Annotated in this window: 12 protein-coding genes and 1 tRNA gene; 4 read left to right on the forward strand and 9 right to left on the reverse strand. The window is 69.9% G+C overall.

What is annotated here, in order from left to right; genetic code table 11:
- Positions 1-266: 266 nt before the first annotated feature.
- From ABH941_RS29325 to ABH941_RS29355, 7 genes are all read right to left on the reverse strand, one after another.
- Entirely contained in the window at positions 267-1,112 is an 846-nt protein-coding gene (locus tag ABH941_RS29325) for a hypothetical protein (protein ID WP_370132582.1), read from the reverse strand.
- A gap of 448 nt (positions 1,113-1,560) precedes the next feature.
- Positions 1,561-2,022, reverse strand: a complete 462-nt coding sequence (locus ABH941_RS29330; RefSeq protein ID WP_370132583.1) for a hypothetical protein — start codon at positions 2,020-2,022, stop codon at positions 1,561-1,563.
- 338 nt (positions 2,023-2,360) lie between these two features.
- Complete coding sequence (locus tag ABH941_RS29335; RefSeq protein WP_370132584.1) at positions 2,361-2,735, reverse strand: hypothetical protein; 375 nt, start codon at positions 2,733-2,735, stop codon at positions 2,361-2,363.
- A gap of 89 nt (positions 2,736-2,824) precedes the next feature.
- Positions 2,825-2,894, reverse strand: a tRNA-Gln gene (locus ABH941_RS29340).
- A 252-nt stretch (positions 2,895-3,146) separates the two neighbouring features.
- Positions 3,147-4,505, reverse strand: coding sequence for a hypothetical protein (locus ABH941_RS29345; RefSeq protein ID WP_370132585.1), 1,359 nt, complete (start codon positions 4,503-4,505; stop codon positions 3,147-3,149).
- Positions 4,506-4,573: 68 nt separating this feature from the next.
- Complete coding sequence (locus ABH941_RS29350) at positions 4,574-5,398, reverse strand: hypothetical protein (RefSeq protein WP_370132586.1); 825 nt, start codon at positions 5,396-5,398, stop codon at positions 4,574-4,576.
- A gap of 124 nt (positions 5,399-5,522) precedes the next feature.
- Entirely contained in the window at positions 5,523-5,975 is a 453-nt protein-coding gene (locus ABH941_RS29355) for a hypothetical protein (protein ID WP_370132587.1), read from the reverse strand.
- 369 nt (positions 5,976-6,344) lie between these two features.
- Between ABH941_RS29355 and ABH941_RS29360 the strand changes: the two genes are divergently transcribed.
- From ABH941_RS29360 to ABH941_RS29375, 4 genes are all read left to right on the forward strand, one after another.
- Positions 6,345-6,632 carry a hypothetical protein gene (locus tag ABH941_RS29360; RefSeq protein ID WP_370132588.1) on the forward strand — a complete coding sequence of 96 codons (288 nt, stop codon included), beginning with the start codon at positions 6,345-6,347 and terminating at the stop codon, positions 6,630-6,632.
- Positions 6,633-6,741: 109 nt separating this feature from the next.
- A complete protein-coding gene (locus ABH941_RS29365) occupies positions 6,742-7,080 on the forward strand; it encodes an RNA polymerase-binding protein RbpA (RefSeq protein ID WP_370132589.1) in 339 nt (112 codons plus the stop codon).
- 408 nt (positions 7,081-7,488) lie between these two features.
- On the forward strand, positions 7,489-9,231 hold the full coding sequence (gene rho, locus ABH941_RS29370) for a transcription termination factor Rho (RefSeq protein WP_370132590.1): 1,743 nt from the start codon (positions 7,489-7,491) through the stop codon (positions 9,229-9,231).
- Between the two features lie 67 nt (positions 9,232-9,298).
- The gene (locus tag ABH941_RS29375) at positions 9,299-10,045 is read left to right on the forward strand and encodes an aminoglycoside phosphotransferase family protein (protein ID WP_370132591.1); all 747 of its coding nucleotides are present in this window, start codon (positions 9,299-9,301) and stop codon (positions 10,043-10,045) included.
- 181 nt (positions 10,046-10,226) lie between these two features.
- On the opposite strand, the gene ABH941_RS29380 is transcribed toward ABH941_RS29375, so the two are convergent.
- Together ABH941_RS29380 and ABH941_RS29385 are read right to left on the reverse strand one after the other, a co-directional pair.
- Entirely contained in the window at positions 10,227-12,467 is a 2,241-nt protein-coding gene (locus ABH941_RS29380; RefSeq protein ID WP_370132652.1) for a Helicase associated domain protein, read from the reverse strand.
- 64 nt (positions 12,468-12,531) lie between these two features.
- On the reverse strand, positions 12,532-12,834 hold the full coding sequence (locus ABH941_RS29385) for a hypothetical protein (RefSeq protein ID WP_370132592.1): 303 nt from the start codon (positions 12,832-12,834) through the stop codon (positions 12,532-12,534).
- Between the last annotated feature and the right edge of the window lie 365 nt (positions 12,835-13,199).

Genomic DNA, 13,199 nt, shown 5'->3' on the forward strand with positions numbered 1-13,199 from the left:
GACGCGTGGCAGAGGCTCGGGCTGAGCGGAAGCCACCCACCAGCGGGGAACGCCATACGGCCGGGAAGCCGTCCGCCCCCGGGACGAGGTCAGGACCATACCCTTCGAGACTGGGCAACCCGGTGCTCCCACCCGCAAACGCCCCGCAGTGGAGGCTGGCCCTGATGAACTCCCGAACCGGCCAAGGCGGACGGCAACCACGCCGCCGATGCCAGCTGCCCACAACCCAGGAGCGCAATCGCCCCGCCCCTGCCTCGGTCGATGCATCAGGCCCTGTCCACGTTCACCTGATCGCGGGCGGCCGCAGACAGACCGGGCCGCGACGCAGACTCCAGAGCAGCCCGCGCCTCCCGCGGGAGCACGACGATTCCCTCGAGCATCTTGCAGGCCTTGGCGTAGGCGCTGCGCCGCTCCTGCTCGGTGGCCCCGGAGTTGAGCGCCTGGGCAAGGATCTTGCGTGCCTGCCGGACGACCGACCGCTCCCTCTGGGGGAGATGGTTGAGTCCGACGCGGCGCGCGGTCTCATCGGCGGTCCGGGAGGCAGTCTTCAGCACGGAGATGGCGATCCGGTACCCGGCCAGGTCGTCGCGACTGCGCCTGGCGTCCTGCGCGGCGTCCAACGCGTGCAGGAAGGCCACGGTCTCGGGCACGCTGGTGTCCCCGAGGGTGGGCCGGTCGAGGTAGGCGAGCGGGTCAGCCAGGTAGGTGCCGTACTCCTCACGAATCCGGTCGTGTTCCTGAGTGAGTAGCAGCCAGCGCTCGGCCTGTGCCGCCCGACGCTCAGAGCGTCCGCGCACGACGCCGAAAGCGGTCGCTGTCACCGTCGCCAGAACTGCGACGCCGCCGATCGTGACTGCCGGCCACATCAGATCGTGCCAGGGCAAGCCCGGCGTGCTGCTGTGCTGCTCGGGCGGCTTGGGGGCTGGCGCTGGCTGCGGTGTACTCGTGAAGACGTTGTCGACAGTCCTGGCGAACCACAGGGCGAGGACCTGGAGCTGGCCCGTGAACATCAGCATCCCCATGACACCGGCCATCACGGCGTTGACAAGGCGGCTCCTGTCGCGGAGCACGAGGGCGTTCGACAGGGCGAGGAGGGCGAGGAGACAGAGCAACGCCCCAGCGGTCTGAAGAAGCCACGGGCCCGTCACAGGTCACCAACCCGGCCGAAGGCCAGCGCCGAGTCCGTTCGGATGGGTGGACACCAAAGGGGCGAGGCCGCCGTGCTGGGCACGGGCACCCTGCGCTGTGCAGCATCGGCAGAAGGTCCTGAGACACCCCGCGATAGGGATCGGACCCGGGAGGTATCGACGGGGCGGCCGAGAGTTTGATCGGATGCCGGGCGCGTGGTGTGCGGGCGAAGCCCTGCAATGTTCATGTGGCAACAGTGCTGGCGGGAGCCTGTGGACAGAGGTCGCCGGATTCGGCGCCCTCCGGCCGCTGCAATGATCACACGACGGAGCCCCTACGGGCCTCGGGCCGGCCGTGATCGGCTCGATGCAGGGCCGCTCCGTCAGTGTCGATGCGGGGCGGCCCGACGCGGCGCGGCCGCCCCGACGGACTTCACTTGGGCAGGACATAGGTGTCGCTGAAGGTACCGGTGACCAGATCGATGAAGAGGTGCGATCCGTGGACGGGAAAGTCGAGGGCGGAGTAGTCCGTCAGCAGGTCGCCGATCTTGGTGCCGTTGAACTCCACGTCCGTGACGGTGCCGTCGGCGTGGTGGAAGTACACCGTGTCAGCCCAGTAGACGGCGTCGTCGTAGTTCGGGTCGGTGACGAACTCCACCGCAAGCGCGGGTGACTCGGTGTCGGTCGCTCCATCGCGAAACAGGGCTGCGCCCTCTTCGCTGAGCAGCCGGGGCAGCTCTGCCAGGATGGTGGCCCGGATGGAGGCGTTGGCGCGTGTCTCGCACCAGTCCATCAGGTCGTGGAGCTGCTCCACGGTCATCTGGTCGAGCAGGTCGGCCATGGTGGCCTTGTCGGTGAGGTGATCAGTCGTCAGGGGCGCGGCGGTCTCGGTCATGGTTGCTGTGATCTGGGCCTCCAGTAGGTGAGCGAGCGCTGTTGGGCACATGGCGGTGGCTTCGGGTGCGGCTGACTGTCGCCGAGGAAGGGGGACAGCGGCGCGAGGCGGCGAGCCGGGCGAGCCCGTGGCCAGCGTTCGCCGCTCCAGCCGGCTGCGGGGGCGGGCTGCTCCAGTGGCGGAGGCACGGGGCTGCTACGAGTCGGAACTGCACGAACGGGGCCCAGGGGGCGATCGACGGCGGAGTCGGTGAACACGACGGGTGCGACCGCGCCGCCTACCGGCCGGGGGTCTGGCGCGGCAGCGGCGGGTGAGCGGGGTCGACGCGGTGCGTACTGCTACAGAGCCTCACTGCCGCTCGGACTGCTGGCGGTGACCGATGGAAAGTCGGACACCTGGTCGGCGAGCTGCGAGGGCGGGCCGCCGATGTCGAGACCGAGCGCCTCGAACGCCTGGGAAAGGGCATGCACGATGAACCCGCCGTCGACCTCGCCTTCCGGGTCCTCCCCGCGCAGCTCGCACCAGTACACGAAGAGTTCGGCGACGGCCTGGCCGCTGGAGGTGGTGGTGTCGAATTTCAGAGCGATGGTGGGTCCTTTCCCGGGCTGCTCGCAGGAGCGCCGTGGGGCCGCTGGTGGGGCTGGTGGGGCTGGTGAGTGAGTCTGCGGAACTTGCATCCGCTCCGCCCCCTGCTGGGGGAATGCGCTGTACACCAAGACTCCAGAGGGGAGCTACCCCTCCTTGGACCCGTCCGGTGATCAGCCATTCGGGTTCGCTGTGCGACCGCGCGAACGCGGTCTTCGTGGCCCGGGGGGACTCGAACCCCCGCACACCCTCAAGTGGAGCCGCTCTACCAACTGAGCTACGGGCCTGCTGGCGAGGCATTCGGGACGGCCGTTGCCCACCCCGCCAACAAGTATTAATATACACTAGTTTCTACTTCCGGGCAACTCGGCAGGCCCGGCCGAGTTCCGCTCCCTGACATCTGACAGCGTGGCTCCGCCGCCGGAGCCGGACACGGCTGGGCCCGACGCCCTGGAGCCGGCTGATCTCCAGGGCGAGCCTTGGGCGTATGCCTGAAGGGAAGCCGCGATGCCTTGGCGAACGGCCAGGCCGCGGCTCGCTCAGGGCTGCTCGTACCGGGCGCGGCTGCGGACGCTGAGCGCGTGACTCATGAGCAGCAGTCGACGCACCCCGGCCGCGGACGCGCTCGTGGCCTCGACCTCGAGCCAGGGGGCCAACTCGTCCAGGTCGTCCGCAGCGCGCAGATGCCGCCCCCCGGTCCGCACGCTGCGACCGGCGAGCAGCGCCCACACGCGCGACGCCGCGTCTGCGGCGCTGTGCATGCCGCGACGGGCACCGGGCTCGAACAGCGCTGCCCCCGAGGAGGCTTGGGCCATCAGCTCCTGCGCTCTGGGCGCCTGGTCCGCGCCGCCTGCCGTACGCAGGTGGCCGGCTGCCAGGATCCCGAGGTTGATGATCTCTCGGTGCGTCTGGTCGCCGATGCGGAGCGACGCCGTCGTCTCGCCGTGCGGCGGATCCTGCTTGTGCATGAGATCCCAGCCCTCCGTGAAGGTGGAGGTCGGACCGTCGTGCGTATCCCACCACAGGGCGAAGTCCTGGGCGGGGTAGCGGAAGGCGCCGAGCACCTGCGAGGCGAACTGCTCGGCATCGCCGTCGGGGTGCTCCTCGCGCCAGGCGGCCTCGCGGGCGCTCTGCTCGGCGAGGACCTGCTCGAGGTAGGGGGCCAGGTGGGCCTCGGCCTCGGCGGCGAGAACGCACTCGTCAAGGTGCTCGGCGTCCCTCTCACAAGCCCCGGCCAGGGCGCGCGCCCGCATTGCCAGATCGAAGGCGCGCGGAGCGCCGGAGTCATCGGCCTGCTCCCGCCGGGCTGTACGGACGATCGCCTGTACCGCTGCCGCACGACGGCCCAGGCGGTGGTGGACGGCACCCGTCGCGGCCTCGGCGACCCGGGCCCAGGCAACACCGCAGATCGTTTCTGCGGCTGCCTCCATTGCGCCGTGCACCTGAACGCCGTGTTCGAAGGCGCTCCTCGCGGTCAGGGCGTGCTGTTGGACCGCTTGTTCCCACTCAGCGCGGGTGCGTCCGTGGCGCGTGACGCCCTGGAGCTCGGCAGCTGGATCGAGAAGGCTGGCCGTTCCGCGGTCGATCAGCTCCGTAGTGGTGGTCCAGGAGAGGTTGCTGCGCACGAGAACGCCGTTGCGGAGCAGTTGCCCGCCTGCCCAACGGAGGGAGCCGCTGCTCAGCCGCCATGTGGCCTTGACCTGTGCCGCGCTGCTGGTCTCCGGATCGCGGACGCGTCCACTGACGGTGAGCTGGGCCTCGCCGTCGGTGGCGCGGACCTCGACAGTCCAGCCGGCCGCTCGGCATTTGCGTTCGAGGCCGACCAGAGCGCGGGGAGGTGGAGCTTGGGGCTCGGTGGTCGGCTGCGGGCGGGCGGTGCTGCTGTAGGGCTGTTCCAAAGGGGCCTCCGGCCGGGTGGGACGGGGAATCAGGGCGTTAGGGGAAGGGGCAGGGCGGTCCAGGTAGTTCAGCAGTCGGGTAGGAGGGCGGCCGTAGCGGCGAAGGGCTTCCACGCGTAGCCGTTCGGCTCCCGGGCCCAGGCAGGGGCGCGCTCGATCAGGGCGGTCGCCGTCAGCGCGACCCTCGGTTCGGCCGTGACGCCGTAGGCGAGGAGCCGGCCCGTGGGGCTGTGCAGGTCGAGGTGCCAGTCCGAGCCCACGGAGCAGGCGACGACCCGGGCGCCGAGTGCTCCTTCGGGCTCGAAGGCATGGAAGGTCACCCGGTCCGTCCAGCCCGGCAGTGCCTCGAACTCGGGTACGGCGGGCTGGAATTCCGGCCTGAGCGTGCCGGTGGCGGCTACCGCGACGATGTCCAGGTCGCCCTCGTTGAGGGCGGCCTCCACCAGGCGGACGACGTCGTCGGCGTCGATGCCGTCGCGGGTGCGCAACACTCCGACAACGGCTCGAACCGCTCGCACGGCCCGCGCGTCGGCCTCGCTGGCCTGATCGTAGGCGCCGACGGGCCGCTGCGGGGTGAGGGACAGTTCCCAGCGGGTGTCCCGGGCGATCTGCTTCAGCAGCGCGACGCGGTCCGGACCGGGGCGCTCGGGCAGGACCTCGACGGCTCCCAGGATCTTCGTCAGAGTGCCGATCCAGCGGGTAACCGCCCACCGGGCGAACTCATCGGCCCGCCGCCGATGCGTCGCCCTCTCGGCCGCGGAGACCCGCTCGCCGTGCTTGCGCTGCGCGACGAGTAGGCCCATGTACCGGTCGTGGGTGTCGCGCCGCTCCTGTTCACGCTGTTCGAAGGCGAGATGGAGGACCTCGAGATCGGACAGGTGATCCAGCGGCACTTCGTCTGCGGCGTAGTCCAGGCGGATGGCGGCGATGTGCTCGGTGGCGCTGCGGGAGTGAATGGTGGCGGTCTCCTTCGATAATGGGGTGGTCGGACTGGACCGGTAGCGATGGTTGGGCCGGTCAGTTCGGGACGCTGACCGCGTTCCGGCGGGCCCGCATCCGGGCACCGATCTGGGCCTGGGTGGGCTGCACCCAGGCGTGGTAGCCGCGGCCGGGCAGAAACCACTGGCCGAAGTGGTCCACGCCGCACCAGCGGCAGCCGCCGGGGAGCGGGGGCTGCCCGTCCGGATGACGAACAAGTCCGTGGCGCATTCCGGACTCCAGGTGCCGCAATCTCAAGCCCGCGTTCGCCTTGGCCCCGTCCGAGACGGACGTCGGGCTCGCGGGAGGAAGCGCGTCCAGGCGGGCGTCGACGCGCAGGCGCCAGGCGCGATAGCGGTAGACGGCCGCAGGGCTCCAGTCGTCCGGGTCCAGGCGGCGCGGAAGACTCAGCCCGCGGTATGACGTCGAGGTGTCTACCCAGGCGGCTCGGCCGTCGCGGATGCCGAAGATACCGTTATGAGCGACTGCCATGTGGGGCCTCCTGATGGGGGATTGGGGGACGCTGGTGGGTGGCGCAGTGGCGCGGCGCATACGTGTGGGCGGTGCCGGCGGCAGGGCAGCCGGGAGTGCACGGGCCAGCCGAATAACTATTAAACTACAGCAAATGCCAATTCTGATCAAGTGGATTTCCAGGTGGAGCCCAGGTCCCTTGCCAGACCCCCTTGCCGCTTGCCGGATTCCGCGGGGTGACGACGGCAGCGTGAGGGTTAGGCGACAGGCAGGCCGGGCGATCCGGACGGGACGGCCGGAGGCCCATGCCCATGACCGGCCCATTACGGAAACCGGTCGGCGCCGGACGAAACTGCCGTCGACCATGGCGGGAGCCGCTAGCGTGGGGAGATGCCCTTCGTCGACGACGAGACGGACCATCAGGCCTGTGCGACGTGCCCGTCGTTGAGATTCGAACGTGCGGACTTCACGACGATGGATCGCCCCTCCGCCCTGGCCCCGTTCCGAGCCGAGGACGGATACCGCTACCTCCAGGGCGTCCCGGTCTGCGTACACCCGGGCCGCATCGGGCTGTTCCCCGAGCACATCTCCCCACCGCCTCGCCCCCTGGAGGAACTGGCACCGCCGCGGGCAGCCCGCCCGCGCCGTACGTGGTGGCCCTTCGGCCGGCGCCCTTGAGGCCGCCGGCGTCGCCCGTGGTGGACTACCCGCCCGCGGAAGCCCGTAGGCTGGCGCTCCCCATGCCTACCCGGAGCATGGGCGGACACCGAGGCCGAGGAGATCGAACATGGCACAGGGGCGCACCGGCATCAGGGGAGCAAGAATCGGTTCCGGGCCGATGGGAGAACCCGAGCGCGGTGACCTCGCGCCCCGCACCGCGGTGTCCTACTGGTGCGGCAACGGGCACGAGACGCGGCCCAGCTTCGCGGCCGAGGCTGAGGTCCCGCGCGTGTGGGACTGCCCCAAGTGCGGACTGCCCGCCGGCCTGGACCCCGACGACACCCCCACTGCCGTGGGCCCCATCCCCTACAAGACCCACCTCGGCTACGTACGCCAGCGACGCACCGAGCAGGACGGCGAAGAACTCCTCAACGCCGCGCTCGCCAAGCTCCGCGGCACCATCTGACAGGGCCCCACGCCAGGGCCGGCCAGCGCACCGCTACCCGGCACCCTCTACGAGTCGAACCAGCAGCACAGTGCGACCACGGCATTGCTACACTGATCAAGGACACCTTCCGCCTCCCACCGCGCCAGGCCGCGTCGAGGGACGAGCAGCACGGCAGAGACAAGCATCCTGCCGAGACGAATCGAGCGAGTGGCCACCATCGGAGCAGCCTCATCCCTTAGGGTCGGCTCGCGCACATGGACGAGCCCCGCGTCGATCGACCTCAGACAACTGCTGCTCCTGCTGGACAGGAGCTGGTGACCAGCCCCTGGCAGGCGTGAGCGCACCGATCCGCCGGCCACTTACCCGAATGGCAGCCGGCCCCTGGGCCCGGTGTGCCCGAACACTCTTCTCCAAAAGGACCAATCTATGAGCACCACCACCGATCTGACGGTCGAACGTCCCGGCGCTGACGCGTCCGCGGCGGACCCCGCCACCACGGCCAAGCGCCGTAGCATCACGGGCACCGGGCTGAACGCCATGGTGCTCGTCGAACTCCAACAACTCGCCACCGTCCTCGGCATCACCGGCCGAATGCGCAAGGCGGACCTCATCGCAGCGATCATCGCCAGAAGCGGAGGGGACCCGCTCTTGCCGGACGCCTCCCCGGCAAGGGTCGCACGACCAAGAACACCGGCCCAGTCCCGTTCCTCCGTCACTCAGGCCCCTGCCGGCGGCACCCCGCAGCACACCGGCCCGCCCCCCGAAGCCACCGAAGAACCGGCACAGAGCGTGGCCCCGTACGGAGACCGTTCCGACAGCCACGGCACGACCGCCAGCGCTGACCGCCGTCACGCCAACGATCGAAGCCGCCTTGGGGAGACCAACGGACGCCTCCGCAACGGGCAACGGGACCAGCGCCCCGAGGCCACGGCCGACCGATCGGGGTCGGGGGAGCACGGCAGTGGCCGACCACGCCGCGACCGGAGCCGGCGCAACCGCCGGGAACCCGTCGACTCCCCGCAGGCAATCCTGCTCCCGGACGAGGCCCTGGCCACCGCCGCCGGCGTCCTGGACATCCAGGAGAACCACGCGTTCCTGCGGACCTCCGGCTACCTCCCGGGCCCCGAAGACCTCTACGTGTCACTGGCCCAGGTCCGCCAGCACGGCCTGCGCAAGGGCGACGTGATCACCGGCGCGGTGCGCCAGCCCAAGGACGGCGAGCGCCGCGAGAAGTTCAACGCGCTGCTGCGCCTGGACTCGGTCAACGGCAGCGAGCCCGACAACGGCCGCAACCGCCCGGAGTTCAACAAGCTCACGCCGCTGTACCCGCAGGAGCGGCTGCGCTTGGAGACCGACCCGAGCGTCGTCACGACCCGGATCATCGACCTGGTGGCCCCGATCGGGAAGGGCCAGCGCGGTCTGATCGTCGCCCAGCCGAAGACCGGCAAGACGATGATCATGCAGGCGATCGCCAACGCGATCACCCACAACAACCCCGAGTGCCACCTGATGGTCGTCCTGGTCGACGAGCGTCCGGAAGAGGTCACCGACATGCAGCGCTCGGTCAAGGGCGAGGTCATCTCCTCGACCTTCGACCGTCCCGCCCAGGAGCACATCGCCGTCGCCGAGCTCGCCATCGAGCGCGCCAAGCGCCTGGTGGAGCTGGGCCACGACGTGGTCGTGCTGCTCGACTCCATCACCCGCCTGGGCCGCGCCTACAACCTGGCCGCCCCCACCTCCGGACGCATCCTCTCCGGCGGCATCGACTCAGCCGCGCTCTACCCGCCGAAGAAGTTCTTCGGCGCGGCGCGCAACATCGAGAACGGCGGCTCGCTGACCATCATCGCCACCGCGCTGGTCGACACCGGCTCCCGCATGGACGACCTGATCTTCGAGGAGTTCAAGGGCACCGGCAACATGGAACTGCGGCTCGACCGTAAGCTCGCCGACAAGCGGATCTTCCCCGCCGTCGACATCGACCCCTCCGGCACCCGCAAAGAGGAACTCCTCCTTGGCCGCGAAGAGCTCGCCATCACCTGGAAGCTCCGGCGCGTCCTGCACGCGCTCGACGGCCACCAGGCCGTGGAGCTGCTGCTGGACAAGATGAAGCAGACGTCCAGCAACGCCGAGTTCCTGACGCAGATCGCCAAGACAGCACCTTCGGCCTAGCACCACCGCGGTGAACGCCCGCACAGGACGCACAGCCACGAACCGCTACCCGCCAAGGGGGACCGCGATGACACACCCGACAGAGGAACCGCTGGTAGGCGGACGGTTGACCGCTGGGGTGGTCCGCGTCGGCGACACCGTCCGCCGACCGCGCTCGCCAGCCTCCGCGTTCGTCGCGCAACTGCTCAACCTCCTCGAGGGCCAAGGCTTCACAGGAGCTCCGCGCCACCTCGGCATCGACGAGCACGGGCGCGACATCCTCACCTACATCGAGGGAACCGTGCCGGCCCGCTTCCAACGCTGGGAGGACCAGCAGGTCGCCGCTGCGGGCCACCTGCTGCGCCGGTTCCACGAAGCCACCCGGGGCAGCACCCTGGCCGGCGGACACGCTGTCGTCGTTCACGGCGATGCGGGACCGAACAACACGGTGTTCGGCGGCGGGCCGAGGCTGCCGACCGCCTTCATCGACTTCGACACAGCCGGCCCGGGGGACCCCGTCACCGATGTCGCATACCAGTGCTGGACCTGGACGATCTCTAGCAAGACCGGCGCGTGGCCGGCCGCTGCTCAGGCCGCCCAAATGCGGGTACTGACCGACGCGTACGGCAGCGAGCAGTGGGAACCCGACCAGATCCTCGACGCAGTCCTTGAGCGCCAGGCCGACAACGCACGATGGTGGAGGTCACGGCTGACCTGCGACCGTCCCCTCTCCGCGACCACGGAGCAGATCGAGGAACGGGCGCACTGGTCCGACCGTGAATACGCCTTCACCCTCGCGAACCGCCCCACCTTCCAGGCAGCCCTCGAACGATGACGATGACGAGGTCGCGTCGGCACACGAGTGACATGAGCTCGGACCGGCCCTCGCCCTTCGCCAGAAGCGACGGGGAACGAAACGGGCCGGATACGAGGGCTCCCTCCGTAGGGAGGCGATCTACTCGTAACCGGCCCGCTCACGGTGTCGGTCCCGGTGACCGAACCAGCCGGAGCATCGCTCAGGGCTGCGTCCAGCCCGGAAGGGCTTCGAGACGCAGACGGCGGTCCGCAGGCTGCTTGCCCTGCTTGATGAGCCGCCGCTGCTGGAGCAGCCAACGGTAGATTCCCACCCCGTTGACCGACTGGTCGAAGGGAACCTTGAGGTCCCCGTGCTCGGCAGCCCACGCCGCCAGAACCTCGAACGATCCGTCCCACAGGGCCGCCATCCCGTCCCAGACCCAGGCGGGCCGACGCTCCAACTCCTCCACCTGTGCCGCGGGAAGCGTGCCCTTGCGGTACAACGCCCGCTTGGAGCCCACCGCGTGGCCGAACGCGCTCGGCTTCACGCCGTCCTCGGCCTGGTAGTCCTGCGGGATCCGGCCATGGCCGTGCTCGGCGATGAACCGGTCCAGACGGGTGAGGAACAGCTCGAACTTCGCGTCGTGAACGTGCCACATCCAGCCGTTGAACGCCTCGAAGTACGCGATCTCCTCGGCGCTCGACTGCTGCGCCCTGTAACGGTTGCGGGAGACCGTGACAAAGCTGTCCAGCCGGTAGCCGGAGGGCGAGGTGTACCCGCGGGGAACATGGGCGTGCCCGTGCTCGCGGACGAAGCTCTCCAGCTCGGCGCGGCCCCGCTCCCGCTTGGCCTCCATCAGGTCCCATGACCATCCGGGGAGGGCTTCGAGCAGCGCGGCGCGGGCCGAGGCGATCCTGCCGACGGTGTAGGCCGCGCGCTGACGGGCAGCCCAGCCTTCCAGCGGGCTGCCCTCCTCGGTCGGGCGGACAACCGCGTGCCCGTGCTCGGCGACGTAGCGCTCCAGCAGACCGTAGAAGTAGTACCAGTCCTCGGTGCTGTGCTCCAGCACGTGCACGGCCAGGGCGTCGGAGAGGCGGACATCCACTCCAGCGCCTCCCAGGATCGTGACCCGTTCGGGCAGCAGGGCCCTGTCCTCGGTGTTGTCGTCCAGGCCAGAGCCCAGACGCCGCCGAGCGGCGGTCAGAGCCGCGTCCATCCGCTCGTCCTGGTCGCGCAGCGCCGAGAGCACCCGCCACACGTGGCGGTAGGAGCTCCCTGCCAGGACCGCAACGGGGTTCTCACCCGGAGCGAGGTAGACGGGGAGCAGGATCAGCGCAGGTCGGTCGTGGTCCGGGTGCAGCCGCAGGGCCCGTCCCACCGCCTGGACGATGTCAGTGGTGGAGGACTTCGGGTCCACCAGGCAGATACCGTCGACGCGGTCCACATCGATGCCCTCCACCAGCGTGCGGCAGTTGTTGAGCACCACGCGCTCCCCGTGTCCGGGACGGGCCAGGGCCTCCAACTGTTCAGCACGCCGCACAGCGGAGGTGGCGCCGTCCGTGTGCAGGGAGGTGATCCGGACCTCGCAGGTCGCCAGCGCGACGGCGGCGAGGGTCGCGGAGAACTTCTTCGAGCGAGCGATCCGGCTGTGGAACGCGATGACGCTGCGCAGGTCGTGCTCCTTCATCGCGCGTGCCACTGCGATCTGCGTGGCGACGGCAGTGGTGTCCGTGGGACCGCCGCTGGAGGGCTGCGTCCGCAGGAGCGCCTGGTGGACGTCCTCGTCGGAGACCAGGACGACGGCGACCTTGTAGTCGGCCAGCAACTTGCGGCGGATGGCGTTTCCGAAGGTCAGGTCGAACACGCGCTTGCCGTACACGCTCTCGTTGTCCATGGAGACCAGGCCCGCAGTGCCGTCGGTGTCGGGATGGGTTACCGCTGTGGCCGTCAGAGACAGCCGGAAGCGCGCGGGGATACGGTCGTTGTCCAGCACGACGGCGAACGCCTTGCCTGCGATGCCAGCGGTGTGGTGGGCCTCGTCCAAAATGGCGAGGTCCAGGGGCTGAAGCGCTCGGAGCTTGTACGCCTCGGCGATTCGATCGGCCGAATGGTAGGTGGAGATGAGCAGGCGGGCCCGCGGGGTCCTGCCGGGTGCCAGGAATTCGGCGATCCGCTCCGGGTCGACGGTCACCGGTGCGGTGGTGTCCCCTACTGCGGCGTCCGAGCACACGATGAGCGTCTCCGGAGCCTCGGGAGAATTCCGGCTCCAGTTCAGGTGGGTCTGGCGAGCCAGGGCGAGAGTCGGAACGGCGACCAGGGTGACCCGTGCGGCTCGGTCCTCGGCGGCGAGAAGCCCGACCAGGGTCTTGCCGGTTCCGCAGGGCATGACGACCAGGGCTCGGTTGCCTCGGTAGGCCTTCAGGGCGGCACGCGCCTCGGTCTGGTGCGCGCGGGGCTGCATCGGCAATGGGCCTCCTGGGATAGATGGTCGGAGTACCGGGCCCGACAGTCGGGTCCGGGGGGTGTCAGTTGTGGGGGGTGAGGATGAGGTGCTGGCCGTTGGATGCGGGCAGGCCGATGGTGCGGCTGAGGTCGTCGTTGCCGCCGATGGCGGTACGGATCTCCGTGCGGGTCATCAGGCGGGTGGGCCGGTCCAGCGTGATCAGTGCGCTGACGATGGGAAGCAGGTCAGTGCGGGTGAGCGAGCGGCGGAACTGCGCGCCGGAGGGGTTGGTGGCGATCGCGTAGTAGCGGTCTGCGGACAGGAGGGCCTGCGCGGTGAAGGCGGCCGGGGCGTCGGCGGGGCGGAGCGCGGCGAGCAGGTCCATGGTGTTCCTCCGGGGACTCCGTACTGGTATAACTATTAATCTACACCGATTTCAAATCAAAGGCAAGTCGACCCCCCTGATTCCGGCAAGGCGCCGATCCGACCCTGCGGGCCGGCCCTCAGGCAGCTGGGCCGAATCGGTCGCGGCACCCGACTGCCCATGTGGACGGATGCGCCGCTGCCCTGGTCGCCGGCGCCCGGGACGAGCTCGGAGCCCGGTGCAGCACGTGGACGTAGCGTCTGCCGCTCACTCGCCGGCGGGGCGGGGCCCAGACGCTCGGGAACGGGTCGGTGGGCTTGACGCTCGAGGGCGGATTCGCGCGACGGGTCACCTCGGCGGCGGCAGTGATCGCCATCCAGAGCGAG

Source organism: Streptacidiphilus sp. EB103A (assembly GCF_041261405.1).
Classification (GTDB): domain Bacteria; phylum Actinomycetota; class Actinomycetes; order Streptomycetales; family Streptomycetaceae; genus Streptacidiphilus.